The 26,193-nt window shown below is 72.3% G+C and carries 19 protein-coding genes and 1 pseudogene; 12 read left to right on the plus strand and 8 right to left on the minus strand.

The window, feature by feature from the left end:
- Positions 1-27: 27 nt before the first annotated feature.
- On the minus strand, positions 28-966 hold the full coding sequence (locus ACWY4P_RS11320) for a dihydrodipicolinate synthase family protein (RefSeq protein ID WP_456210323.1): 939 nt from the start codon (positions 964-966) through the stop codon (positions 28-30).
- Positions 967-1,172: 206 nt separating this feature from the next.
- On the opposite strand from ACWY4P_RS11320, the gene ACWY4P_RS11325 reads away from it, so the two are divergent.
- Positions 1,173-1,667 carry a DUF1203 domain-containing protein gene (locus ACWY4P_RS11325; protein WP_456210325.1) on the plus strand — a complete coding sequence of 165 codons (495 nt, stop codon included), beginning with the start codon at positions 1,173-1,175 and terminating at the stop codon, positions 1,665-1,667.
- Between the two features lie 70 nt (positions 1,668-1,737).
- Here the strand turns inward: ACWY4P_RS11325 and ACWY4P_RS11330 are convergent, their stop codons facing one another.
- Positions 1,738-2,472, minus strand: coding sequence for an endonuclease V (locus tag ACWY4P_RS11330; protein ID WP_456210327.1), 735 nt, complete (start codon positions 2,470-2,472; stop codon positions 1,738-1,740).
- A gap of 30 nt (positions 2,473-2,502) precedes the next feature.
- On the opposite strand from ACWY4P_RS11330, the gene ACWY4P_RS11335 reads away from it, so the two are divergent.
- Positions 2,503-2,802 (plus strand): YciI family protein, encoded by a 300-nt coding sequence (locus ACWY4P_RS11335; protein ID WP_456210329.1) that lies wholly within the window; start codon positions 2,503-2,505, stop codon positions 2,800-2,802.
- 48 nt (positions 2,803-2,850) lie between these two features.
- Here the strand turns inward: ACWY4P_RS11335 and ACWY4P_RS11340 are convergent, their stop codons facing one another.
- Positions 2,851-3,999: a WD40/YVTN/BNR-like repeat-containing protein gene (locus ACWY4P_RS11340; protein ID WP_456210331.1), complete on the minus strand. Its 1,149-nt coding sequence runs from the start codon at positions 3,997-3,999 to the stop codon at positions 2,851-2,853.
- Positions 4,000-4,196: 197 nt separating this feature from the next.
- Here ACWY4P_RS11340 and ACWY4P_RS11345 point away from each other — a divergent pair, with 197 nt between their 5' ends.
- From ACWY4P_RS11345 to ACWY4P_RS11355, 3 genes and pseudogenes are all read left to right on the plus strand, one after another.
- The gene (locus tag ACWY4P_RS11345) at positions 4,197-4,649 is read left to right on the plus strand and encodes a (4Fe-4S)-binding protein (RefSeq protein WP_456210333.1); all 453 of its coding nucleotides are present in this window, start codon (positions 4,197-4,199) and stop codon (positions 4,647-4,649) included.
- A gap of 634 nt (positions 4,650-5,283) precedes the next feature.
- Positions 5,284-6,141 (plus strand): hypothetical protein, encoded by an 858-nt coding sequence (locus ACWY4P_RS11350; RefSeq protein WP_456210335.1) that lies wholly within the window; start codon positions 5,284-5,286, stop codon positions 6,139-6,141.
- Positions 6,142-6,204: 63 nt separating this feature from the next.
- Positions 6,205-6,987 (plus strand): annotated as a pseudogene (locus ACWY4P_RS11355) (endo-1,4-beta-xylanase); the annotation flags it as partial.
- A 360-nt stretch (positions 6,988-7,347) separates the two neighbouring features.
- On the opposite strand, the gene ACWY4P_RS11360 reads toward ACWY4P_RS11355, so the two are convergent.
- Both ACWY4P_RS11360 and ACWY4P_RS11365 read right to left on the minus strand, forming a co-directional pair.
- Positions 7,348-8,190 carry an IS5 family transposase gene (locus tag ACWY4P_RS11360; RefSeq protein ID WP_456210337.1) on the minus strand — a complete coding sequence of 281 codons (843 nt, stop codon included), beginning with the start codon at positions 8,188-8,190 and terminating at the stop codon, positions 7,348-7,350.
- Positions 8,191-8,691: 501 nt separating this feature from the next.
- Positions 8,692-10,182: a hypothetical protein gene (locus ACWY4P_RS11365; RefSeq protein ID WP_456210339.1), complete on the minus strand. Its 1,491-nt coding sequence runs from the start codon at positions 10,180-10,182 to the stop codon at positions 8,692-8,694.
- Between the two features lie 231 nt (positions 10,183-10,413).
- On the opposite strand from ACWY4P_RS11365, the gene ssgD reads away from it, so the two are divergent.
- A complete protein-coding gene (gene ssgD / locus ACWY4P_RS11370) occupies positions 10,414-10,830 on the plus strand; it encodes a spore wall synthesis regulator SsgD (RefSeq protein ID WP_456210341.1) in 417 nt (138 codons plus the stop codon).
- A gap of 19 nt (positions 10,831-10,849) precedes the next feature.
- A complete protein-coding gene (locus ACWY4P_RS11375; RefSeq protein ID WP_456210343.1) occupies positions 10,850-11,050 on the plus strand; it encodes a hypothetical protein in 201 nt (66 codons plus the stop codon).
- Between the two features lie 80 nt (positions 11,051-11,130).
- Here the strand turns inward: ACWY4P_RS11375 and ACWY4P_RS11380 are convergent, their stop codons facing one another.
- A complete protein-coding gene (locus ACWY4P_RS11380) occupies positions 11,131-11,784 on the minus strand; it encodes a hypothetical protein (protein ID WP_456210345.1) in 654 nt (217 codons plus the stop codon).
- Positions 11,785-12,079: 295 nt separating this feature from the next.
- Between ACWY4P_RS11380 and ACWY4P_RS11385 the strand changes: the two genes are divergently transcribed.
- Positions 12,080-14,350: a helix-turn-helix domain-containing protein gene (locus ACWY4P_RS11385; RefSeq protein WP_456210347.1), complete on the plus strand. Its 2,271-nt coding sequence runs from the start codon at positions 12,080-12,082 to the stop codon at positions 14,348-14,350.
- Between the two features lie 43 nt (positions 14,351-14,393).
- Here ACWY4P_RS11385 and ACWY4P_RS11390 read toward each other — a convergent pair whose 3' ends face one another.
- The gene (locus ACWY4P_RS11390; protein ID WP_456210349.1) at positions 14,394-17,930 is read right to left on the minus strand and encodes a hypothetical protein; all 3,537 of its coding nucleotides are present in this window, start codon (positions 17,928-17,930) and stop codon (positions 14,394-14,396) included.
- 222 nt (positions 17,931-18,152) lie between these two features.
- On the opposite strand from ACWY4P_RS11390, the gene ACWY4P_RS11395 reads away from it, so the two are divergent.
- From ACWY4P_RS11395 to ACWY4P_RS11410, 4 genes are all read left to right on the plus strand, one after another.
- Positions 18,153-19,622, plus strand: coding sequence for an aldehyde dehydrogenase family protein (locus tag ACWY4P_RS11395; protein ID WP_456210351.1), 1,470 nt, complete (start codon positions 18,153-18,155; stop codon positions 19,620-19,622).
- Positions 19,623-19,884: 262 nt separating this feature from the next.
- Positions 19,885-23,559: a S8 family serine peptidase gene (locus tag ACWY4P_RS11400; RefSeq protein WP_456210353.1), complete on the plus strand. Its 3,675-nt coding sequence runs from the start codon at positions 19,885-19,887 to the stop codon at positions 23,557-23,559.
- An 81-nt stretch (positions 23,560-23,640) separates the two neighbouring features.
- Positions 23,641-24,648 (plus strand): helix-turn-helix transcriptional regulator, encoded by a 1,008-nt coding sequence (locus ACWY4P_RS11405; protein ID WP_456210355.1) that lies wholly within the window; start codon positions 23,641-23,643, stop codon positions 24,646-24,648.
- An 82-nt stretch (positions 24,649-24,730) separates the two neighbouring features.
- Positions 24,731-25,102 carry a hypothetical protein gene (locus ACWY4P_RS11410; RefSeq protein WP_456210357.1) on the plus strand — a complete coding sequence of 124 codons (372 nt, stop codon included), beginning with the start codon at positions 24,731-24,733 and terminating at the stop codon, positions 25,100-25,102.
- Positions 25,103-25,139: 37 nt separating this feature from the next.
- Here ACWY4P_RS11410 and ACWY4P_RS11415 read toward each other — a convergent pair whose 3' ends face one another.
- A complete protein-coding gene (locus ACWY4P_RS11415) occupies positions 25,140-26,141 on the minus strand; it encodes a zinc-dependent alcohol dehydrogenase family protein (protein ID WP_456210359.1) in 1,002 nt (333 codons plus the stop codon).
- Positions 26,142-26,193: the final 52 nt, after the last annotated feature.

Consider the following 26,193-nt stretch of genomic DNA (forward strand, 5'->3'; position numbering starts at 1 on the left):
CTTCCCGGTACCAGGGCAGGGGTGTGGTCACGGCAAGAGGCCTCCGTTTTCCAGAAGTTGACGGACGGACTTCACAGCGGCGTCCCCCAGCGGCACCTGGGGAGGGGCGGTGGCCGGGCAGTCGATGACGCCCAGCAGGTGCAGGGCGGCCTTGAAGGCACCGAGCGCGGAGGAGCTGCCTCCCATGGCGGCCGGGTCGCCGACGTCGGTGATGGCGAAGAGGGCGGCCAGCCGGTCCTGCTCGGCCGCCGCTTGCTCCCAGCGGCCCGCCCGCGCGTGCTCGTACAGCCGTACGAAGCCCGCCGGGTCGACGTTCCCCAGGCCCGGGACGACGCCGTGCACCCCCGCCAGCAGGGCGCCGTCCACGGCCAGCTCGGAGCCGGTGAGCACCGAGAAGGAGGTGTGCAGCCCGCGCCGGCGCACCTCGACCAGGAGGCGGCGCAGCGCGCCGTCGTCCCCGCTGCTGTCCTTGAGCCCGGCCAGCGTGCCCTCGGCGGCGAGCGGGAGGACGGTGGCCGGGGTGAGCTTGGTGTGGACGGAGGCCGGGATGTCGTACGCGAAGAGCGGCAGCCCGGCGCCGCCGCGGATGCGCCGGAAGTGGTCGGCGATCTCCACCGGGTGGGTGCGGGTGTAGAACGGAGCGGTGGCGACGAGTCCGTCCACGCCCGACTCCACTGCCGTACGGGCGTGGTCGAGCACCCGCTCGGTGGTCATGTCGATCACCCCGGCGAGCACCGGCACCCGCCCGGCCGCGGCCTCGGCCACGGTCTCCAGGACGGCGCGCCGCCGACGGTCGCTCAGATAGGCGGCCTCGCCACTGGACCCGAGGACGAACAGGCCGCTGACCCCGGCACCGATCAGCCGCTCGGCGAGCGCGGTGAGGGAGCGGGTGTCGACCTCGCCGGTGGGGGTGAGCGGGGTGCACAGGGGCGGAACGACACCGGTGAGCGGGGTCGGCAGACTCATCGAGACCTAGCCTTCTGACGATCGTACGAATATTTCGGTCATTCAGGACGTCGGACGTCCCATGTTCGCGGCTGAATCTGACGGAGCGCCAACACGCTGTCAAGCCCCCGTACGCGTCGGCGTCGGCGCCGGTCCAGCGCACCGCCCGAGCGCGCCGTCCGAATCCCGCCAGCGCCGACCCGCCCCCGGCGACCAGCATGGACGGCATGAGCGAGAACTACGAGATCCGGGCCATCGCGCCCGAGGTACTGAAGCAGCTGCGGATCAGCGACGACGCGGGCAACCCGCCGCGCACCGTGGTCGACGAGGAGGGCGACAGCCCGCTGCGCTGCTGCCTGGGCCGCAGCCGGCCGGGCGAGACCATCGCGCTCGTCGCATACGCCCCACTGCGCCGCTGGGCGCTCGAGACGGGCGCCACGCCCGGCCCGTACAACGAGGTGGGCCCGGTCTTCATCCACGTCGAGGAGTGCGGCGGCTGGCCGGGCGGCGGCTACCCGGACGCCATGACGGGCGAGCGGAGGGTGCTGCGGGCGTACTCCGCCAAGGGCGACATCCTCGGCGGGCTGCTGCTGCAAGGCGCGGATCGGACCATCAACGAGGGGCTGGCGGAGGTCTACCGCGATCCGGAGGTGGCCGCGGTGCACGTACGCGCCGTGGAGTACGGCTGCTTCCATGCGGAGACACGGCGGACGGCCGGCTGAGCGACACCGCGCGCGTACGGGGGTCGCGCGCGGATGACCCGTGAGCCCGAGTGCGCCTGGTGGGCGCGGCTCACGCGCCCACCAGCACCCGGCGGCACAGCGCGTCGGCCCGCCGCGTCGTCTCGGGCAGCCGGTAGTCGCGGGCCAGGTGCAGCGCGTACGCGCAGGCGTCCGCGAGGGTCACCCGGTGGCCGACGGAGACGAAGACCGGCTTCACGCCGTCCTGGGTGCGCAGCGCGCGGCCCACTTCCTCCGCCCCGTCCAGGAGAGGTGACCACTGCCCGCGGCGCGGGCCGGGGGCGTCGTGGGTGAAGGTGAAGGGGTTCTTGGCCACGCCGATGGTGGGCAGCCCGGTGAGCACCCCCAGATGGCTGGCCAGCCCGAAGCGGCGCGGGTGGGCGAGGCCGTAACCGTCGCAGACCACCACGTCGGGGCGGTGGCCGAGGCGGTCCAGGGTGCCCAGCGCGTCGAGGACGGCCGGGATCTCGCGGAACGCCAGCAGGCCGGGCACATAGGGGAACGTGACCCGGCCGACCGCCGTGGCCTCTCCCACGACCGCGAGGCCGCGCGGGTCGAGCGCGACGGCGGCCGCCGCGACCACGCCCCGCTCGTCGTCGTACGCGACGTCCACGCCCACGACGGCGCCCGTACCGCTGCCCGGCGCGTGCAGGTCGCCGCCCACCAGAACGGAGCCGCGCAGCCGCTCCTGGACGGCGGCCGCCTCCACCTCGGTCGTGGGCCAGCCGGGCGGGAGCTCGTAGCTGGGGGGCTCGGCGGCGGGCCGGGGGTCGGAAGTGCTGGTCATGGTGTGCCCCACGTTACTAGCATCGCGATCATGTTCGTATTGGAGCTGACCTACACCGCGCCGCTCGATCGCATCGATGCCGCGCTCCCCGACCACGTGGCCTGGCTGCAGGGGCTGTACGCCTCCGGCGACATCATCGCCTCCGGCCGCAAGGTCCCCCGGGACGGCGGGATCATCCTGGCTGTCGGCGACGATCGCGCCGGGATCGAGCGGCTGGTGGCGACCGACCCGTTCTCGGTCGCGGGCCTGTGCGAGTACCGGATCACCGAGTTCCTGGCCACGAACACCTCTCCCGAACTCGCGGCCCACCGCGTGCAGCCGCCGTCCTGACGCACCTCCCGGCCGGACTCGCCCCCGGCCGGACTCACCTCCCCGGACTCACCTCCCGACCGGTTCCAGCCGGGCGACGCGGCCCTGCTCGCCCGCCGCCCAGCAGCCCAGGTCCGGGGCGCAGTCGACGGTGTCGTACGAGCCCTGGTCCACCGGGCGCCAGGTGCGGCCGCCGTCGGTCGTCACATCCGTGCCCGTCGGACCGACCGCGAGGGCGGTGCGGCGGCTGTACGGCAGCCAGGTGACGCCCGAGCGGTACGCGGTCGGCGGCGCGTCGGCCACCGTCCAGGCCGCCCCACCGTCCGCCGTGACGGCGGCCGCCTTCGGGGACGGCTGCCCGGCCCGGTAGTCGCCGCCGACGGCCAGGCCGGTGCGGGCGTCGCGGAAGGCGAGCGCGAAGACGCCGCGCGCCGGGTCGCCCGCCGGGAGCGGCGCGTCGGCCACCGTCCAGGTGCGGCCGCGGTCGGCGGAGTGGAACACGCGCGCGGTGGCCGCGCCCCCGGTGGCGAACCACGCGTCCTGGCGCCCGGCGCTGACCAGGCACTGCCCGCCGGCCGCGAACGCCGCCTCGCCCGGCTGCGCGGCGGGCATCCCGGCCGAGGGCAGCACGCGCCAGCTGCGGCCGCCGTCACCGGTCGCCAGGACGCGGTACTTGCCGTCGACCGGGTCGCTGAGCGCGATGCCGTTGCGCGCGTCGAAGAAAGTCAGACAGTCGTAAAAGGCGCGCGGATCGGTGTTGCGGAAGCTCTCCGTCCAGGTCGCGCCGGCGTCGTCCGTACGGAAGACCCGGGACGCCTCGCCCTCACCGATCGCCAGCACCACCGCGCGCCGAACGCCGAACGCCTCGATGTCCCGGAACTCCAGCCCCTCGGCGCCCGGGGGCGATACGTTGCGCCAACTGCGTCCGCCGTCGTGCGTACGCAGCACGGTCCCCTTCGAGCCCGCCACCCACGCCGTCGTACGGCTGACGGCGGCGAGCCCGCGGAACCGGGCGTCGCTGCCGCTGTCCTTCAGCCGCCATGTCGCGCCCGACAGGCCCTCCTCGCCCCCTTGTTGGGCCCGCGCCGGCACGGCGGCCACGGCCGACACGAGCCCCGCGCCGCACAGCCCGGCCGCTGCCGCGCGTCTCAGCGTCCCCGCGAGCCCCTTGAGCCTCTGGAACGCCTTGAGCCCCTTGGTGGTCCTCTTGTCCCTCATGGCGCCGGAAGCTAGCCCATTGGCGGGACGCCGTCCACAGACGAGTGACGCCGGACGCCGAATCGCGGGACCGGTTGGGCCTTCCTATGGTGGGGGCGGGGGGAACGAGGAGGCGTGGCGTATGTCAAACCCCGTGTTCCACCCCGCGTCAGACGGGTTGTCGGATCCCAAGAGCCGGGCCGGGGGCTGAGGCGGCCATGGACGTCGAACGCTCGAAGCCGTATGTGGGAGCCATGGTCACCATCCACTACGAAGTGGAGCGATGTCTCCACGCGGGTGAGTGCGTCCGGGCGCTGCCCCAGGTCTTCGACCCCGGGCGGCAGCCGTGGATCCAGCCCGACGGCGCCCCCGCCGACGTCGTCGCCGAGATCGTCCGGCGGTGCACATCCGGCGCCCTCCGCTACCGGATGGCCAACGGCCAGACCGAGGCCCCCGCCCGCCCCACGGCGGTCGCCCGTACGGCCTCGGGCCAGATCCTCGTCCGCGGGGACCTCCGGGTCGAGACCGCGGCGGGGACCCGCCAGGAGACCCGCGCGACGCTGTGCGGGTGCGGGACGAGCGCGAACGCCCCGTACTGCGACGGGGCCGGGCCCTGCGGCAGCCGGACCGGGCCCCGCGGCACCACCCCGGTGGCCACCCGCCCCGGCTAAAAGAGCGTTTTGTTCCGCCAGGGGCGTTTGATAAGGCGGCGAAGTTGAGTAGGTCACGGTCGCTCGAGAGGGTGGCACGTGGGATTCAATGCAGGTATGGAGAACGCCTTGTGGGACCGGCTGTCCGCGGCCGGAGAGGGCAGGAGCCTGCGATGGCACCGAGCCTGCTTGGCTTTCTCGTCAGGCGTGGTGTCGGCGTGCAGGCAGTGCATCACCTATGTCGACACCAACAGCCCCGGCGCCGATCCCGGCCCGGTCGTCATCGCCTGTCACGACCAGCGCGTCACCTCCGTACGCTCAGCCTCGCTGAGTACCAGTTCTGACTTGTGGCGGCCCGGCCGCGGCTCGTCCGCCAGTCCCACCATCCGCCGGTCAGCGAACAGTGAGCGTACTTGCGTACCGTCTCCGTGGATACGCTGAAGTCCGCTGGCACACGCGTGTTCGATGCGCCTTCCGCGCAGGCCGCAACGATCCGGGTCCGCTCCGCCACACGAGCTGGGACGTGCCACACAAGGCCGCCGTACCTCACGTGTGATGAACTGTGGCCCGGTTTCGAGACGTTGATCTCGTCTCGAACAAGAGAGTGGGAGGGACCGTGGGCCTTGGTGGGGGGACGTGGCAGCGACTGACCGCCGTGGTGCTCGTCATGGCGGTGGCGGCCGGGTGTACGGGGCAGGGCGAAGGCGCGGGCGGCGGAAACGACGAAGACCTGCTGCGGAACCACGACTGGACGCAGATGCCGGGCACCACCGCGCGGAACGACATCCTGCGGGTCAGCGCATTGGATCGGCACATCGTGGAGCAGGACTCCTCCGGCGGCCAGCCCAACCCCCCGCTGAACCTGGCCGGCCCGCATCTTAGGTCCGATGGCGACTTCACCGTCACCGCGCGCATGTCCGGTGTGGGTGACGATGACGGCGACTCATGGCTGCGGCTGTACGGACGTGTACCGGTCATCTACGACGAGTGGCGGCAGGAGCGGCCCTCACTCCGCGTCGGCGTGACCGCTGACGGACAAGTGAAGGTACAGATATGGGACGGCGAGGGCGATGAGCCAGCCACCTCCAAGGATTTCGACTGCGGCTGCTCCGGGACGGTGACGCTCGCCGTGTCGAGCATCGGTGACACCTTCCGCGTGAAAGCCGACGGGCGGCGGCTGGGAACCGTGCAGGACCCGGGGGTGTTCGCCGAGGGCACTGTCTGGTTCGGTCTGGAGGCGGACGCGGGCGAAGACGAGCGCCGCGAGGGATGGCGTCTGACGCAGCTGATCGCGCGGGCAGAGAGCGGTGACTCGCTCCGCGTGATCAAGGCGCCGCAGCTACGCCAGGAGCAGTCCGACGACTCGCTGCGTGCGCGGGCCGCAGACGTGGGGCGGCCGTTCGACGTCGGCGCCGCCCTGGCCGAGAACCCGCTGCTCACCGACTCACGCTACCGGGCGCTCGCGGGGGCCCAGTTCTCCATGCTCACTCCGGAGAACGCGTTCAAGCCATAGTTCCTCCACCCACGCCGGGGCGTCTACGACTTCCGCGACGCGGACCTACTCGTACGCTTCGCCCGCGCAAACGACATGAAGGTGCACGCGCACACCCTCGTCTGGCACGAGGCTCTGCCCAACTGGATGCGGGAGAACGACGACCCCGAGGAGGTGCGCCGGACCATGCTCCGGCACATCGCCATGGTCGCCGGACACTTCAAGGGAAAGGTCGCGGAATGGGATGTGGTCAACGAGCCCATGTCCGACGACGAGAAGAGCTACACCAACGGGGATCTCGGTCTGCGCTCCGAGCAGAGCCCGTGGTTCGAGGCCATGGGCGAGGAGTACATCGACGAGGCGTTCAGGGCCGCCCACCGGGCCGATCCGAAGGCACGGCTGTTCCTCAACGAGTACGGGGTCGAGGAGGAAGGCGAGCGGTGGGACGCCCTTTACGATCTGGTCAAGCGGCTCAAGGAACGCGGCGTACCGATCGACGGCGTGGGTTTCCAGAACCATGAGTACGCACCCGGCGACCGCATCGACCCGGAGACCTTCCGCAGCCATGTGCGGGATCTGGCGGAGCTCGGGGTTCAGGCGCGGGTGTCGGAGATGGACGTCCCCATAGGTGAGGACGAGGAGGACGGGCAGCAGACCCAGGCTGATGAGATGGCGGGCAAGCTGCGGGTCTGCCTGGAGGAGCCGAACTGCACATCGTTCTCCACATGGGGATTCACCGACCGGTACGGTTCCACCGCCGACACCAAGATCTATCCTCCGCGCACGGCCGATTCCCTGCCGTGGGACGCGGCCCTGCGGCCGAAGCTGGCGTACGAGCGCTTGCTCGAGGCCTTTGACGAGGCGTGAGGAATCTAGGTGCGATCTCTCGGTTTGGTGTCGATGGTAGTGAGAGTCAAAGAGCGTCTTGTTCCGCCAGGGGCGTTTGATGAGGCGGCGAAGTTGAGTAGGTCACGGTCGCTCGAGAGGGTGGCACGTGGGATTCAATGCAGGTATGGAGAACGCCTTGTGGGACGGCTGTCCGCGGAGGTCCGCCGGGAGGTGGACAGCCTCGTTTCGGCCGGTCGAAACGTGCAGGCCATTGCCCTGATGCGTGAGCATGCCGGCCTACCAACGCCGCATCTGCATGATTGCGTCGATGTAGTGGGCCAGCGATTCAGCGTATTGCGGCATAGGCCGGCGAGCTCGTGACAGTGCTTTACACCGTGGTCACGCGTGGCGCCAGTTCGGGGTCGATTCGCGAGTGAGCCTACGGCTCATGAGGTCGATCATGGCGAGGTGGACCATGGCTTCGGAGCGGTGAGGGAGGGCCTCGTAGTCGCGGGCCAGGCGGCGGTGATGCATGAGCCAGCCGAAGGTCCGCTCGACAACCCAACGCCGCGGAATCACCTTGAAGCCCTTCTGGGCGGGATCGCGGCGAGTGACTTCCACATCAATGCCGAGGCGGGCACCATGGTCGATGACTTTGGTCCGGTAGCCGTTGTCGACCCACGCTTTGGTGATGCGCGGGTGGTCAGCGGCGATGCTCGAAAGCACATGAATGCCACCGGCATTGTCGGAGACGCTGGCGGCCGTAACCAGTACGGCCAGGAGGAGGCCGAGTGTGTCGACGCCGATGTGGCGTTTGCGGCCTGCGATCTTCTTGCCTGCGTCGATGCCCTGACCTGCCGCAGGCACGTTAGCTGAGGTCTTGATGCTCTGGGCGTCGAGCACGCAGGCGCTCGGCTCGGCGTCACGGCCTTCGGCTTCGCGGACGAGGCGTCGGAGCAGGCCGTTGAGATGGTCGAAGACCGCGTCCTTCTGCCAGGCGGCGAAGTACCCGTAGACGGTCTCCCACGGAGCGAAGTCGTGGGGCAGGTAACGCCAGGGAATTCCGGTCCGGTCGACGTAGAGGATCGCGTCCATGATCCGGCGCAGGTCGTGCTCGGGCGGCCGGCCTATGTCTAAGCCTTTCCCTCTGCGTTCGGCACGCCAGGCTGTCAGAGTGGGCTCAAGAAGTTCCCAACGGGCGTCGGACAAGTCACTCGGATAAGGCCGCTGTCGGCGAGACATGTCTCAGTAGTACTGACGCGCGTCGTCTCTCCATAGGACGCAAACAGGGGTGACTGGGGGCATGTTGGGATCAGACAGGAGCGAAGGAGGCGAATAGAGCTCTCCAAAGCCGTCACCTACCGCACCTACCACAATGGATATCCGCTCCCTCGGCTGTCCCGAAGCGGCCCGCCACCCAAACTGCAGACAAACGCCCCTGGTGGAACAAAACGCTCTTTAAGGACTTGTCTCACAATTCTCCGAGTGTCCGTAACCCGGACAGCCGAGCATCGTTGAGCTGGACAGAGGGCGGGAAGACGCCCCGTCGAGTCAACCACGGCAGTCCGCACCTCCGGGCCGGACACTCGTGGCAGCTGGACTCCACCGCAGGTGAAGCACAGCCTCTGCTCGGCAGATTCCGGTGGGCAACATGTCTACCCCAGGATGAGACCCGGCCTGCCGGGACCACGCCTGGGATGCCGTGTTCGCAATCCGGACTGTCCCAGCATGATGGGACAGCTCTTAGCCGTTGTCCCAGCCGTCGCCGCCGCTACGGCCGGGCGCCGGGGACTGCTCGGTCCCCTTGGTCGGCTTGGCCGAGTCGTCGGGCTTGTTCGATGTACTCGGCTCCGCGGCGGGCGGCTCGGTCGACGTCGCGGTCGGCTCGGGAGTCGCGGTCTGGCTCTGGGTCGGCTTGGGCGTGGCGCTCTGCGTCCGCGTCGGGGTCGGCTGCGTGGCCGGGGCCCGGGTGGGGGTCTTCGCCGGGGCCTTCCCGCCGCCTCCGGAGCCCGTGGACGGCGCCGTGGACGCCGGTGTGCTCCTCCGCGGCGTGTCAGGCGTGTCAGGCGTGCCGGGAGCGGACGGCGAAGAGGACAAGGCCGACGAGGACGGCGACCGCCCCGGCGACTGGTTGTCGGCGCCGCCGGAGGGAGCGTCCTCGGTGGAGCGCCCGGAGGGGGTGGAGCCCGGCGCCCCGTGTCCCGCCGTGTCCGACCGTGTCGACTCCTCTCCCCACGGCGGCGCGGCCACCCCCGAGGACGACGCCGACGAGGGCGCCGAGGCCGTACGCTGCTCCGGCCCGGGCGAGTCGCCGCCCGTGAGCACCAGCCCGGCCGCGACCGCCGCCCCCGCGAGGGCCAGCGCACCGGCCCCGGCGATGACCGCGACCGGCCGGCCGGACCGGGTCGCCCGTCGGCGCGCCCGGTGGCGCGGGGAGCCGGCCTCGGACGTCCGGGCCGGGAGTTTCAGCGTCTCGGCCGCCGGGCCCGCATGGGCGCCACCCGACGACGGGGACGACAGGGCGGCCACCGCGCCGCCCGCGCGGGCCAGCGGCACCAGGTAATCGGTGGTCCCGCGGCCCAGGAGAAGCAGCAGGGCCGGCCCCACCAGCGCGGACAGCCGGGCGTCGGCCGCCATCAGCCGCTCCACCCGCGCCCGGCAGTCCGCACAGCCGGCCGCATGGATCGCGACCTGCTCCGCCTGGGACGGCGAGTCCGCACCCCGTACGTGCTCGGGCAGCCGCTCCCAGCACCACCCGCAGGCCGGGTCGGCCGGGCTGCCCGGCTGAGCCCGCAGGAAGTGCTGGCGCATGCCGTCCCGGGCCCGCTCCAGCGCGGCGGCGGGGCTCGCGCCCGCCTCCGCCCGGCGGCCCGTCTCCGCCACCGGCGGCTGCCGCTCCGCTTCCGCCTGCCACAGCAACTTCACCCACCGCTGCGGCAGCTCCTCGATGACGCGCGCGAGCAGGTCGACATAGGAGACGCGCTGCGCGCGGTCGCGGCTTGCCGCGGACATGGCAAGGTCCCGCACGGTGGCCTTCAGGGCGGCCGGGACATCACCGACGGCCTCACCGGACCGCAGCCGCCGCCACACGAGAAAGTACGCCTCGGCAACGGCGTCCTCGGCCGGCCATGGAGTGCCGATGAGGGTGCGTGCATAGGCGACGAGCTCTGGATGGTGATCTTGGTGGAGCCGGATGTAGGTATCCGCGTCGAGCGCTGCGGGACCTTCGGTCATGGTGGAACAACCCCTGAATTGATGCCTCGCCGCGGCCGCGGTTTTGTAACAGCTCAGCACGGCACCTGAGACTTTGCGTGGATTCCGCAAGCCTAAATGTCGCATCTCCACCCGAAAATATGGTCGTGACACACGTCACGTCCGCAGCGGGTGCACTGGGGTGATCGCCCATACGTCTTAAAGGCGTAGAGAGAGGCAAGGACCCGCACCGATCGCAAGGGAGCAGGCGTTGTGACCACCACAGTCATCGATCAAGCCGTCCAGGCCCACCTCATCGCGTCGACGCCCGAGGCACGCGCAATCCCCGCATATCTGCGCTACGAACGCGAGGACCCGTTCGCCGTGCGCGTCTCCTTCCCGCCCGCCGCGTCCTTGGACGGGGAGGCGGTCGAGTGGACCTTCGGGCGTGAGCTGCTGACCGCCGGGCTGCGGGGCCCGGCGGGCAGCGGCGACGTGCTGGTGTGGCCGTGCGGCCCGCACCGCACCGTCCTGGAGTTCCACGCCCCGGAGGGCATGGCCATGGTCCAGTTCGACACCGATGATCTCCGGCTTTTCCTCGACCGCTCGTACGCCCTCGTGCCCGAGGGCAGCGAGAGCTCACGGCTGGACCTCGACCACGACCTCGCCGTGCTGCTGCGGGAGGCCTGAGGGGGCAGGGCGACCCGCGATGCCCGGCGCCAACGCCGGGCCGCCCCCTCTCCCGGGCACCCTGCTCCCCTCCCCCCCGTCCCCCCTGCCCCCTCTTGGCAGCGCCACCCCGATGACCGCGACCGCCACCGCCGATCTGGCGTCCGCGGCCGTCACGGCCTGGTCGCGCACCGCGCACACCAGCGTGACGACGACGCGCACCCCCCTTGCGTGCGCGTAGCCGACACAGCTGGACGCGGTTCCCTCGACACGCGGTGCCTCCGGGCGAGCGCCGCTTTCGGTGGCTGCTCCCCCTGAGCGCTACTCCTGGTAGAGCTTGATGACCGCGGTCGTCGTGGTGTGCTTGAAGTCGGCCACCTGGGCCTGGTCGTAGCCGCCCATCTCGCCCCACTGGACGATGGTCACGGTCCGTCCGTCGCGGCCCACCCCGTAGAGGTGGATGCCGGGCTCCGAGTCCGGGTACGAGGTGTGGACGCCGTAGACGTGGGCCCCGTCCTCGGCCTGGACCGCTCCGTAGTCCCGCCAGGAGGCGGTGCCCTCCGGGTGGTCCCGCTCCCAGTCGGCGGCGCAGTTCCGGATCTTCTTCTCGGCGGCCGCGGCGAGCTTGCGGGCGGCGTCCACGGTCCCGGTCCTGACGACGATCTGGCTCGCGCCCGTGTCGTACTCGGTCCAGAACGTCCGGTGGGTGGCGCCCGCCGAGGGCAGCGTGTGCTCGACGCAGAACGGAACGTTCTCCGGCAGGCCCTTGGTGACGTCGCTCGCGTACCAGTCCGACTGCGGGTGCGGCGGCAGCTCCTTGGGCACCAGGTGGGCCGGAACCGTCTGAACGCTCGCCTGGGCCGGTCCGGCCCCGACGACGGCCACGGCGGCCGCGGTGACCGCGCCGAGGGCGGCGAGGCCGGCGCGGGTGCCGAGGCCGGCGCGGGGAGAGCTCTTGTGCTTATGCCTGTGCATGAGGTGCTTCCCGTCTCTTCGGCCCGCGTCTGTGCGGGCCGGATCTGCGTGGACCGGGTCTGTGCGGTCCGAGTCTGTGCGGTCCGAGTCTGTGATGCGCCACGGCGGTCGCGGCGACTGGTCCCCAGCGTGTGCGCCGCCGAGCCACGGCCGCTACGGGTGGCGTGGCATCCGGGACGCGGGAATGCCTACACGTACTCTGACTTGGGGGAATAACAAAAGCCTGGAACGCGGTCGCGGGACGGTGGAACCTGAGCGCGAGTGGCGGTGTAGGGAATCGTGGGGGGTGGTTCAGGTGAGCAGCGGGGAAGAGATCACGGAGTTCGCGGAGAGTCTGCGCGGGCTGAAGGACCGTTCGGGCCGCAGCTACGGCATGCTGGCCGAGCGGCTGCACGTCAGCACGTCGACGCTGCACCGCTATTGCAACGGCGACGCGGTGCCCGCGGAGTACGCGGTGGTGGAGCGCTTCGCGCGGCTGTGCGAAGCCACGCCGGAGGAGCTGATCGCCTTGCATCGCCGGTGGATCCTGGCGGACACGGCGAGACGGTCGGCCTCCGGCCGGGGCAGGACCGGGCGAGCGACCGCGCCGGACGGCGCGTCGGGGCGTCCCGCCGCCAGGCGCGGCTCGGCGGCGCGGGCTGTCGGGGCGCCGGATGCGGCTGGACGGACCGCCGGTCCTCCCGACCCGGCGACGCAGGCCGCCGGAGCGGGCCCTGCGGGGTCGGGCACCGCGCGGGCGGGAGGGACCGCGTCGGCGATCGGACGGGGGTCGGAGAGCGGTGCCGATGACGCGACCGGCCTCGGGGGCCTGTCGGCCGCCGACGCCGCCGTGTCGGATCATCAAGGTCCGAGGGCCGGGCGTGACAGCGCGGTTGACGCGTCGTCGGCGAACAGCGCGGCCACGCGCGAGGGCGAAGCCTATGCCACGACGGCCGATCCGTCGCGGGCCCGTACGAGCGAGGCGGGGGACACGGCGGAGGGCCCCATCGTGGAGGGAGACGCCCCCGAGGGGCGCACCAAGGCGGCCTTCGCCGCCGAGGGCGCGGCCGACGTCGACCGCGACGAGCCCGGAAAGACTCCACATCCCGCCAGCCCAGGCGCCGACACCACCAACGAAGACACACCCCAAAGCCCCACCACAACAACCCTCACCGCCAAAGACGCGGCCGACGTCGACCGCCACGAGCCCGGAAAGACTCCGCATCCCGCCAGCCCAGGCGCCGACACCACCAACGAAGACACGCTCCAAAGCCCCACCACAACAACCCTCACCGCCAAAGACGCGGCAGCGGGGGAGTCCGCGGGCGGCGCGAGGGCCGGGGGCGGCCGGGGTGGTGCCGCTCGTGCGGGCGCTGCCGGCCCGGGGGCGGGGGCGCGCGGGGGTGATGGTCCGTCGGTCGAGCGGCAGTCGGCGCATGCCGGCGGTGCCCGGCGTGCGGCGGAGGGTGAGGCGCCGCGGACCGACCGGGAGGGCGGGCGCGCGCCCGATGGTCCGGGCGGCCGCGCGGCGGGGTCTGCGGGAAGGGCCCGGGGCGCTGCGGGCCGCGGGCCGTTGCGGCCCGTGCCGGCGGTGGGCGGCGCGGGTAGGCGGCCGGTCGGGCTCCGCGCCTGGCGGAGCCGGCCGTGGGGGCTGATGCTCGGGGCGGCCGCGGCGGCCGTTCTCGCCCTTACGGCCGTGGAGGTGCGGTCGACCACCGGGGGCGAGCGGGAGGAGGCCGCCACCTCACCGTCGTCCCCCGTGCCCTCCACGACCGTGCCGGACACCGCACCGCCGGCCCGGCCCACCGCGCGGGGCGGGCTCAAGAAGGACGACACGGCAGACGGCCGTGAGTCGGCCTCACCCCGGGGCGGCGGGCGGCGAGGCGGCGCGTCTGCCTCCCCCTCGCCGAAGCAGGGCGGAGCCGGCGACGGCGACTCGGGCGGCGGCCGGGACGACAAGCCGGGCAGCGGCATCCCGCTGACCGTCAGCACCCGCTCCCACATCTGGGAGAACGGCTGCGGTCACCGCTATCTCATCAACCGTCCTCCGTCCCAGGTCGCCCCGCCGCCCGTCGAGCAGGACGCCGCGGCCTGGGCGTCAGCCCATGGCGCGGTGCACGGCGGCACCACGAACGTCGAGACGACGGTGAAGGGCCGCTCCGAGTCGGCCGTCGTGCTGCAGGCCCTGCACGTCCGGGTGGTGGGGCGGCGCGCCCCGCTGCCCTGGTCCTCCTTCGCGATGGACAACGGCTGCGGCGGCTCCCTGACCCCGCGCGCCTTCTCCGTCAACCTGGACGCCGCCCGTCCGCTGGCCGTCCCGACGGACGGCAACGACGCCGGCGAGCCGATCCCCGCCGTCCGCTTTCCGTATCGCGTGTCCGACACGGACCCGGAGGTGCTGTTGGTCAACGCCCGCACGTCCGGCTGCGACTGCAGCTGGTATCTGGAGCTCGACTGGACGAGCGGCGACCGCGAGGGGACGATACGGATCGACGACCACGGCGCGCCGTTCCGCACCAGCGGCGTCAAGGGGCGCCCGGAGTACGGCTATCAGTTCGCGGAACAGGTCTGGCACCGGAATGACTAGGCGTCACACTCGTGAGCGCTCACTCCTACAGGGTCGCCGGCTCTTACTCCTGCGCGCTCGCCAGGAACAGCGCGGCATCGCGCACGTCCGGGTGCGGGTGGCGGCGCAGCGCGCGCAGCCGGGTCCGCCAGGGCTCCGCCCATTCCGTACGCGCGCCGCCCACGCCGGTGAGGGTCGTGGCGAACAGCCCGGAGGCGAGTGCCCCGTCGTCGCCGAGTTCCCGCGCGGCCCGCAGCAGGGCCTCGCTCCGGCCGGGCCGCACGGCGGTGTGCAGCCTCTGGTACAGGGCGTCGGCGGTATGGGCCGCGAGCGCGGGCCTGGTGGCGTGCAGCCGGGCCAGCCGGGCGAGTGCGGCGGTGAGCACACCGGGCTCGGCGTCCAGGTCGACGGCGTTGACGAGCACATGGGCGGCGTCCATGACGAAGGGCTCGTAGCCCGCGAGGAGTTCGGCCGCCGCGGTGGCCACGGGCCGCATCGTGCCCGGCCGCATCCGGCTGTGCTGGGCCAGCCTGACGGTGATGCGCCGGATGCGGCGGCGGGCCGGGCGGTCGCGGTCCGGTTCGGCGTCGGGCGCCTGCGGGTGGGCGTCGGCGGCGACGAGGGCCGCGAGGACCCAGGCCAGGGGGTTGTCCTCGGGCATGCCGTCGGGGACTGCGGCCATCAGGTCGATCAGCGCGTCGGCGGCGGACTGCCAGCCGGCCCGGTCGTCCAGGTCGGTGGCGGCGGCCACCAGCACCGCCGCCGCGTCCGGCGCCCAGGGGGACCAGGTGGCGAGCGCGGCGTAGGCCGCCCGGGCGACCTCGGGGTCGTCGGTGTCGCACACGTCCCGTACGAGGCGGGCGTAGCGGGCCCGGTGGAGTTCCGGCAGGTCCAGCGGGCGGGTGCGCAGCACGGCCCACCGCAGCTCGCGCCGCCCGCGGGCGGCGGCCGACAGCAGTTCCCAGGCGGACTCGTGGCCGAGCAGCCCGGTCGCGAAGGCCACGCAGGCCGCCCGTACGTCGTGGTGCTGGCCCTGCGCGTCGTACGTGTCGGCGAGCAGCGCGGCGGCGTCGGGGGCGGGCAGCCGGGTGGCGGCCAGCCGCGCGGCCTCTTTCCGGCTGGTGACCTTCGCGGGCACAGCTGGAGCGGTTCGAGTGACCTGAGCAGTTGGAGAGACCTGAGCAGCCGGAGCAGCGGGACTGTGCGGAACCGGCTGTTCCGCTGCCCCGGCAGTCGCCCCGACGTCCACGGCCGCACCTGCGACGCCCGCCTCTTCCCCCGGCGCGAGCACTCCGCGCAGCAGCCCCTCCAGTCGCGACGGCGCCACATACCGGGACGCCCGCGTCCCCGCGTAGACCGCCACTCGGGCCCGGTCGCCGCCCGCGTGGCCGAGCAGCAGGGGAAGGTGGTCCCCCGGGCGGTCGGTCCAGGCCAGGGCGGCGAGGGAGGCCTCCGCCAGGGCCACGTCGTCGGAGTCGGTCCAGGCCAGGGCGGCCTCGGCGCCGTAGTCCGGAATGCGCGCGGCGGCGGCGATCGCCGCCGTGCGCTGGTCCGTGCGCAGCGAGCCGTCGGCGGCGGCGCGGGCCAGGATCCGGGCCGCGGCGGCTCGCTGGCGGGGCAGCCAGCGGCCGGTGCCATGGTCGACCGGGGGCGTCCAGTGGCTGCCGGGCGTCAGAAAGCGACCGTAGGGAGGGGTGTCGTCCAGCACGAGGTCGAGCAGGTCGGTCCGGCGGTGCGTGAGCACCGCGAGGACGGGCGGCAGCACGGCCGCCGAGGGCTCCAGCGCGAGCAGTTCGGCGACCCGCTCGTCGCGCCGCGCGGGGTCGTCCAGCCACAGCCCCACGGCCGTGCGGATCGTCGTGTTGCTTCCGAACTGGATCGCCTGCCGCAGCAGTTCCTGAAGCTCGGGCATGGCGTGCGCGCGACGCCCGAGCGAGCGGGCGAGGGCGAAGGTCAGCTCGTGGTCGACCCGGTCCGCGCCCGCCTCCAGCCATGGCCGCAGCGCCTCGAAGACCGCCTGCTCCTGGCCGCGCTGCAGGGTGTGGTCGAGTCGGCCCAGGTCGGTGCGGCCGACGTTCCCGGCGAGCCGGGTGACGGTGCGCAGCGCCCATCCGATCAGTTCCCGTCGGCCGGTGACCGCGTGTTCCCGCAGGAGGGCGACGGCCAGGAGGCGCAGGGCCTGCCGGGTCGCGGGCGAGGAGTCGCGTGCCTCGATGGCGTCGATGGCGATCCGGTCGAGGTGTTCGGCGGCCGCGTCGAGGAAGAGGGAGGGGTGCGTTTCGGCCAGTGCGCGCAGCGCGGCCGACCGCACCGGGTCCTGCTCGTTGCGCAGCCGCTCCAGCAGCGCCAGCAGCGAGGTGACCGCGTCCGGGTCGCCGGAGCGGGCGGTGTTGCGTATGAGGAGCGGGTAGGCCAGCGCGCGGTCGTCGGCCGTGGAGCGGCGGGCGGCTCGCAGCAGTTCGTCGCGCGCCTCCTCGACCGGCAGATACGCGACCGCCTCCAGCACCGCGGTCCAGGGCGCGCCGCGCTCGCGCGCCCGCGCGGCCATCCGGCGCGCCTCAGCCTCCCGGCGCGGCCGGGGCACCACCTCGAGCAGGTCGGGCTCCACATCGGCGCGGCTCAGGTCGCGTTCGGCGACGGCCGCGTCGAAGAAGTCGGGGCGGCGGGCGGGCGGCAGGGCGGCCAGCAGCCGGGACAGGGCCTGGGCGTCGTGGCCCAGCGCCCGTGCCAGGTCGACCAGTTCGGGCGGGTCCGCGCGGACCAGGCGCCGCAGCACGGCCCGCTCCAGGCCCCGGCCGCGCAGGATACCGGCGTGTTCGGGCGCCAGCAGGAGCCATATCGTACGGCCGGGCTCCGCGGCGGCCAGCGCGCCCAGCCGATGCCGGACCGGAAGCGGCAGCGCGCTGTGGCACAGCCGCTCCAGCAGCCCGAGGACCCGCCCTGGCTCGGCGGGCGCCGCGAGCGCGACGCAGGGGGCGTGGCGGAACCACCAGTCGCTGCGCAGCGCCTCGGGGAGCGCGGCCAGCTGTCGCTCGGCCTCGTCGAGGACCACCGCGGGGTGACGGGAGGCGAGGGCGCGCCAGCTGTCGACGGCGTGGAAGAGGCCCGGGAGCAGCCGGGCGACGGTCTCGGGCCCGCAGGCGGGCAGCAGCCGGGCCGCCTCGGCGTCGCCCCACCGCTCCCGCAGGGGGTCGACGAGGCGGTCGGCGAGCGCGGTGCGCCGCCCGGCGACGACGGTACGGGCCAGCTGGCGCCGTACGACGGCGGGGGCGTCCTCGAAGGCCGCCTCCAGCGCGGCGTCCGTGAGCTGTCCGCGACGCGCGGCCTTGAGGGCGCGGCCGCGTACGACGGGGTCGGGATCGGCCAGCCGCCGTTCCAGATAGTCGGTCCGGCCGCCGGCCGCCGCGGCCGTCGCGGCCAGCGCCCGCTCGTACCCGCCGCGCTCCGACAGCTCTTCGAGCAGCCCGGCCAGTTGTCCGTGTGCGCTCGCCGCCCTCGCGCGCAGGGCCAACTCCCGCATCCTGCGCGGGTAGGGCAGCGGATCGAGGGCGGCGAGCAGCTCGTCGGCGAGCGCGTGCGGGGCTTGCGGATCACGGGCCATGGCAGGGATTGTGCATGCCGCGCCGGCGGCCGAGGACGTCACCCCCGGCTCCCCCGCTCCCCGCCGCCCCGGTCACCCCGGTCACCCCGTCCCCCCTGCCGCCAGGCGGATGCCCCTTCGCACGCCGTGCGAGGCCGGGGTGCGCCGCTTAGGCTCGGTATATACGGGTTATGCGCGCCGCCACGGGTATGCGCACCGTCCCTCCGAGCCCGGAGGCATCCCATGCCGGAGCTGTTCATCGGTGGCCAGTGGACCGCCGCTCTCGACGGTCAGGTGAGGGAGATCCACTCCCCCGCGGACGGCACGCTGGTCGGCACGGTCGACGAGGCCGGGCCGAAGGACGCCTCCTCCGCGGTGGAGGCCGCCCGGGACGCGTTCGACCGCGGCCCGTGGCCCCGTGTCTCCGCCGCGGAGCGGGGCGGGCTGCTGCTGCGCGTCGCCGACCTGCTGCGGCGCGACAAGGCCGAGCTGGCCCGCGCCGAGTCGATGGACACCGGAAAGCGGCTGGTCGAGAGCGAGTACGACCTCGACGACGTCGCCGCCTGCTTCCGCTGGTTCGGCGATCTGGCCGCGGCCGACGGGGCGGACCGGGTCGTCGAGGCGGGCCGCCCCGAGATCGACAGCAGGGTCGTGCACGAGCCGGTCGGCGTCTGTGCCCTGATCACCCCCTGGAACTACCCGCTGCTGCAGACCGGCTGGAAGGTCGCGCCCGCGCTCGCCGCCGGCGACACCTTCGTCCTCAAGCCCAGCGAACTGACCCCGCACTCCGCGATCGGCCTGATGCGGCTGCTGGCGGAGGCCGGGCTGCCGGCGGGCGCCGCCAATCTCGTCCTGGGTGCCGGGTCGACGGTGGGCGCGCCGCTGACCACGGACGAGCGGGTGGACATGGTGTCGTTCACCGGCGGCGTGCTCACCGGGCGGTGGATCATGGCCGCCGCCGCGCCCACAGTCAAGCGGCTCGCCCTGGAGCTGGGCGGCAAGAACCCCAATGTGGTGTTCGCCGACGCCGAGTTCGACGCCGCCGTCGACCACGCCCTGACCGCCGTGTTTCTGCACTCCGGACAGGTCTGTTCGGCGGGCGCCCGGCTCCTCGTCCAGGAGGAGCTGCACGACGCCTTCGTCGACGAGATCGTCCACCGCGCCCGCAGGATCCGGCTCGGCGGCCCGTTCGACGAGAACGCCCGCGCCGGCCCGCTGATCTCCGCCGGGCACCGCGAGAAGGTCGCGATGTATGTGGCGGCCGGGCTGGACGAGGGCGCGGTGCTGCGCTGCGGCGGCACGCCGCCGGCCGACCCGACGCTGGAGGACGGCTACTACTATCTGCCGACCGTGCTGGACGACTGCACTCCGGACATGTCCGTCGTCCAGGAGGAGTCGTTCGGCCCGGTGCTCACCGTGGAGCGGTTCCGCGGCGAGGACGAGGCGCTCGCGCTGGCCAACGACACCGTCTACGGGCTGGCCGCGGCGGTGTGGACACAGGACGCCGCCCGGGCGCACCGGATGGCCCAGCGGCTGCGGGCCGGGACGGTGTGGGTCAACGACTTCCATCCCTATGTCCCGCAGGCCGAGTGGGGCGGAATGAAACAGTCCGGCGTGGGGCGGGAGTTGGGCCGGGCGGGGCTGGCGGAGTATCAGGAGACCAAGCACATCTGGCGCAACACGGCGCCGAGCCCGCAGCGCTGGTTCGAGTAGCCGCTCCCTGACACGACTGCTCCCTGACACGACTGCTCCCCGATACGACTGGCCCCTGGTACGACTGGCCCCTGGTACGACTGCTGCCTGGTAGGCAAGCCCCCTGGTACGCAAGCTCCCTGGTAGGACTCCTGTGACCGATAGGGGCGTTGGCACAGCCTGGCCACAGGATTCCCTTGAGCACGTTCGCTCCCGGCCACCACTCTGATCGCACCTTCCGACAGGAGAGTCGGATGATGCGATGAGGGAGGAAAGCCAGCCGATGCGAAGATTGCGTCGCCTTTTGGCTGTCACCGGCGCGGCCGGGCTGCTCAGCGCCCTGGCCGCCCCGGTGGCGAGCGGGCAGCCGTCCCAGGCCGACCCGAAGGCCCCACCGGTCCGTGCCCAACACACCGTCACCCTGATCACCGGCGATACGGTCACCGTCACCACCGGCGACGACGGCCGGTACGCCGTCGATGTGCAGCGAGGCGCGGGCCGCGAGTCGGTCGACTTCGTGGCCAGTCAGCAGGGCAAGGAGATCAGCGTCGTCCCCGACGACGCGCTCAAGCTGCTGTCCGCGGGCCGGCTCGACGCGAACCTGTTCAACATCACCCAGCTCGTCAAGGACGGCTACGACGACAAGAAGACCGGCTCGTTACCGGTCATCGCCACCTATCGCACCAAGGGCGCGCATCCGACACCCGAGGGCGCGAGGAAGACGCTGACCCTGTCCAGCGTCGGCGGCGCCGCGTTCAGCGCGAAGAAGGCCGACGCCGCGGCGTTCTGGGCCGACATCAGCCACGCCAAGGGTCTGGCGAAGCTGTGGCTGGACCGGAAGGTCAAGGTCTCCCTCGACGTCAGCGTCCCGCAGATCGGCGCCCCGGAGATGTGGAAGGCCGGGTACGACGGCAAGGGCGTCAAGGTCGCCGTGCTGGACACGGGCGTGGACTCGGCACACCCGGACGTCAAGGACTCGGTCGCCGACTCCAAGAGCTTCGTCCCGGACGAGACGGCCCAGGACGGCTTCGGGCACGGCACCCATGTGGCCGCCACGATCGCTGGCGGCGGAGCCGCCTCCGACGGCCGGCGCAAGGGCGTGGCGCCCGGCGCGAAGCTGCTGGTCGGCAAGGTGCTGAACAACGCCGGCGAGGGCTATTCGTCATGGCTCATCGAGGGCATGGAGTGGGCCGCGAACTCCGGCGCCAAGGTGATCTCCATGTCTCTCGGCGGCACGGCGAGCGGCCCCTCGGACCCGATGAGCGAGGCGGTGGACCAGCTCTCGGCGTCGTCCGGTGCGTTGTTCGTGATCGCGGCAGGCAACGCCGGCCCGTTCGAGCAGACCTTGGGCACGCCCGGCATCGCGGACTCGGCCCTGACCGTCGGCGCCGTCGACAAGCAGGACAAGCTGGCGTCGTTCTCCAGCCGCGGCCCGCGCATCGGGGACTCCGCGGTCAAGCCGGAGATCACCGCACCGGGTGTCGCCATCACGGCGGCCCGGGCGGCCGGTACCAGCATGGGCACTCCGGTCGACGACCTGTACACCACGGCCAGCGGCACCTCCATGGCCACGCCGCATGTCGCGGGCGCGGCGGCGATCGTCGCCCAGGCGCATCCCGACTGGACCGCCCAGCAGATCAAGGCGTCCCTCGCCAGCACCGCGAAGACCAACACCGCCAATGGCCCCTTCCAGCAGGGCGACGGCCGGGTCGACGTGCCGCGCGCCGTCACTCAGAACGTCTTCGCGACCCCGACGCTCAGCTACGGCCTGTACGGATACGCGGACGACACGCCGGACACCAAGACGATCACATACACCAACGCCACCGAGAAGCCGGTGACCTTGAAGCTGGCGTCCTCGGTGGACGGCGGGTCGCTCTCGCTGGAGTCCGACAGCGTGACGGTGCCGGCGAACGGCGCCGCGAAGGTCCCGGTGACCGTCGACCCGGCGAAGGCCGACGTCGGCCGCCACACCGGATACATCACGGCGACCAGTGAGGACGGCACGGTCAAGACCACCACGGCCGTCGGGTACGAGCGGGAGGCGGATCTGTACGACCTGAAGGTCGAACTGCTGAACCGCGAGGGCAAGCCGGTGCCGTCGGCCATCTTCACCTTCCAGAACCTCGCCGACTACACGTACAACCAGTTCGGCGCCATGGGAGGCTCCGAGACCTTCCGGGTGGAGAAGGGCACCTACTCCCTCGCCACCTGGATCCCCATCCTCGACAGCGGTCGGCACGAGGTCGGGACGAGCATCGTCGGCGACCCGCAGATCGAGGTCACCGGCGACACCTCGATCACTCTCGACGCGCGCAAGGCCGTCGAGATCAAGCCACAGACCAAGGAGAAGGACGCCGAGCTCCAGGGCGTGACCACCTCCTGGCACCGGGAGCGCAAGGGAGGCAGCTCCTTCGGGCTCACCTACATCATGGGCCAGTGGAAGAAGCACATCTATGCCGCCCCGACCGAGCAGGTCACCGACGGCTCCTTCGAGTTCTACAGCAGGTGGCGGCTGGAGAAGCGGAAGCTGACCGCGAGCGTGACCAGCCCGGAGCGGGTGACGCTGAACCCGCAGTACGCGAACACGTACACCGGCTGGCCGGTCAAGATCACCGGTAACCGCAAGGTGCGGCTGATGGACGCCAAGGGCGGCACACCCGAGGACTTCGAGGGACTGGATGTGAAGGGCAAGGCCGTGCTGGTGGGCCTGGCTCCGGACGGCTGGCCCGACGAAGCCGTCGTCAACGCCACCAAGGCGGGCGCCGCCTACGTCCTCGCGTACCGCAAGACCACGGCCGGCCTGTGGCTCACCGCGGTCGACAGCGCCACGATCCCGGTCATTTCCATACCCGGCGAGGAGGGCGACAAGCTGCTGTCCCTGCTCACCGCGGAGGGCCGCGGCGCGGTGACGCTCGACCTCGGCGGCACGGCGGTCAGCCCGTACGTGTACGACGTGCTGCTGCCCGAGCCCGGTGCCATCGGCAAGGATCTGACCTACCCCCTCGACAGCCGCAACACCACCAAGGTCACGGCCCGCTACCACGGCTCGGCCAAGGGGCAGATCGGCGCCGAGGCCACGCACACCTTCCGCCCGTACCAGCTCTTCTCGCTGGAGTCGAAGTACGACGTGCCGCTGGGCATCCAGCGCACCGAGTACTACAGCGCCGACCCCGACACCCGCGTCTGGCGCACCGCCATGCAGGACTACGACGGCGCCGGCCGGCAGTGGGCGCCCCTGGGCACATACCGGCCCGGGACGAAGCAGACGGTGGACTGGCTGTCACCCGTGTTCCGTCCGACGACCGCCGCCGAGTTCGGCGTCTCACAGCGCGAGGGCGATGAACTCACCCTCGCCATCCCCGAGTACGCCGACTCCGGCAGCGGTCACTACGGCTCGGCGGGCGCGGCCCAGGACAACGTGGACAAGGTCAAGACGAGCCTGTACGCGGACGGAAAGCTGGTCGGCGAGGCCCCGTACGGCTCCGGCACCTTCCAGGTGTCCGCCGACAAGGCCGCGTACAAGCTGACGATCGACGCCGAGCGCACGGCGGACTGGGCGGCGTACTCGACCAAGACCAGCACCCAATGGGACTTCACCTCCGCCCGGACCGCCGAGGCGAAGGCCCTCCCCCTCCTGTCCGTGGACTACGACCTGGCCCTCGACCTGTTCGGCCGCACCAAGGCCGGGCGCCAGTTCAGCTTCCAACTGGCCCCGCGCCACCAGGAGGGCGCGGAGGAATCGAAGGTCAAGACGGTCAAGGCGTGGGTGTCCTACGACGACGGCAAGACCTGGAAGGAGGCCAGGCTGACCGGCTCCCGCGCGGGCTACAAGGCCACCGTCAAACACCCCGCTCTCGGTGCTTCCAACGGCTTCGTCGCCCTGCGCGTCCAGGCCACCGACACCGACGGCAATCGGATCGATCAAACGGTCACTCGCGCATATGGCCTGAAGTAGGCCGAGATCCGCCCTTCGGCGGTAACAAACTCCGTCTAGCGTGCCGTTGAATCGTTGCATCGACACGCGGAGCCGCCGCAAGTGGACCACAGAGCAACCGAGGAGACCCCTGCCACGAGCCCGAGCCCCTGGGCCGCGGCAGGGGTCTCCGACTTCGACGAGACGGTGTACCACGCGATCCTCCATCAGCCCGACGCCGGCGTCACCACCTGGTCGGAGCTGGTCCGGGCCTCCCCGTCACGCGTCCGCCGCGCCTGCGCCCGGCTGCTCCGCCTCGGCCTGCTGCAAGCCCCCGACTCCACCGGCGGCCTGCGGCCGGTCGACCCCCGCATCGCCATCCGGGCCCTCATCCGCAAGCGCGAGACCGAGTCCGAGCTGCTCGCCGCCACCGCCGACGACATGGCCAAGATCTACGCGGCGGGGCTGCTGCGCTCCGAACCGGCCGTTCTCGTCGAGGTGGTGCGCGGGGAGAGCGCCAACGCCGCCCGGCTGGAGGAGCTGTACGCCCAGGCCGAACACGAGGTCTGCCTCATCGACTCCCCGCCCTACCTCGCCCCGCTCACCCCTCAGTTGGACCTCCAGAGCGAGGTGCTGCGCCGCGGTGTCTCATACCGCGCGCTCTACTCCGTCGTATCCCTGGAGTCCCCGGATCTGCTGGCCTACGCCGAGGGGATGGTCGCGCTCGGCGAACAGGCACGGGTGCTGCCCACCGTCCCTTTGAAGCTGATGGTGATCGACGGCCGGACCGCGATGCTGCCGCTCACCAGCGTCGACGCCGGGCCGGTCTACAGCTCGGTGATCGTACGGCACTCCGGGCTCACCGACGCGCTGCGGACGCTCTTCGAGACGCTGTGGCAACAGGCCACACCCCTGGACGGCCCACCGGCCGAGGAGGACGAGGAGCTCGGCGACGCCGACCGCACGCTGGTCGGCCTGCTGGCCGTCGGCATGAAGGACGAGGCGATCGCCCGCCACCTGGGCATCAGCCTGCGCACGCTGCGCCGCCGGATCAGCGACCTCCAACAGCGCCTGGGCGCGGGCGGCCGCTTCCAGGCCGGCGTCCGCGCCGCGCACCGGGGCTGGGCATAGCCACGGACCGCCGGTCGGGAACCTGGTGGCTTATGGGGGCCGATGACACCCTGGGAGATGAGTCACTGGGGGGTGGTGGAGCATGCAAACGCCTGGGGGCATCTGGGAGGCCGCCGATCTGCCGGAGCGTCGGCTGGCCGGGGTGGCGCTCAATCCGTCGGCTCCGGAGGACGTCCTGTTACGGCTGCTCGCAGAGGGCCCGCCAGCCGTACGGATGGTGCTGTGCCGGGACCGGATCCTGCCCGACGCCGTGGTCGAGGCCGTACTCAAGCACCCCGACACCTACACCCGCAGCTTCTTCGCGCGCAATCCACATGTGGATCCCACCCAGCGGGTCCGGCTGGTGGACGATCCGGAATGGTTCGTCCGTGTGGCCCACCCCACCGCGGCGAACCCGGCGCTGCCTCCGGAGACGATCCACGAGCTGGTGGCGACGGACGGACGCCGGGCGTAATCCCCTACGGCGGTCGGCGGCGGGGCCGAGGGGACCGTCAGTGGTCGACGGTGACGACGATCTTGCCCACCTGGGCGCCCGCCTCCATGTACCGGTGCGCTTCGACGATCTCGTCCAACCCGAAGGTGCGGTCCACGACGGGCTGGAAGGCACCGGTACGCAGGCCGGAGGAGACGAACGCCTCGGCACGGCGCAACCGCTCCGGGTCCGAGGTCAGCTCACGGGTGACGGTGTACGTGCGCATGTTGAGCGCGGGCATGCCGAGCTCGAACCCCGGATAAGGGGTCGTCTCGCCGCTCAGCGCCCCGTACAGAAAGAGCGTGCCGCCGGGGGCGACCACCTTGGCCAGGGTCACCACGCCGGGGCCGGCGATGGCGTCGAAGACGAACTCGGCGCCCCGGCCTCCGGTCACTCCGAGGACCCGGTCGGCGACGTCCTCCTCGTCGGTGACTATCACGTCGGCCGCGCCCGCCTTGAGCAGCGCGTCCTTCTTGGCACCCGTGCGCGTGGTGGCGATGGGTACCGCCCCGACGCGTAGGGCGATCTGGATCGCGGCCAGGCCCACGCTGCTGGAGGCCGCGGTCAGCACGACCGTGTCTCCGGCACGCATCCCGCCGACCTCCATCAGCGCCCCATAGGCCGTCAGATACGGCATCCACACCGCCGCGCCGGTCACCGCGTCGAGCCCTTCGGGGCGGTGCACCACCGCGGACGCGGGGACGATCGCGCGCTCGGCGTAGACGCCGTAGTCATTCATCGAGAACGCGGGCACCACACTGACCGGCCGGCCGATCTCAAACCCCGTCACCCGCGCGCCGACACCCTCGACCACCCCCGCGGCCTCTGCGCCGAGCCGGGCGGGGAACTCCTTGACCGGCTCGATGTAGTGGCCGCCGCGGAACAGCACCTCAGCGCGGTTGACGCCGATCGCGTCCACGCGGATCAACAGCTCTCCGGGGCCGGGCTCACCGACCTCCGCGTCCTCCAGCCGCAGCACCTCCGGCCCGCCATGCTCATGGAACCGCACCGTTCTGGCCATCACGCATCCCCCTTCCGCTCGGTGACGACGACGCGAGGCCGCGCCCCCGCCG

The sequence above is a fragment of the Streptomyces sp. LZ34 genome (assembly GCF_053890475.1).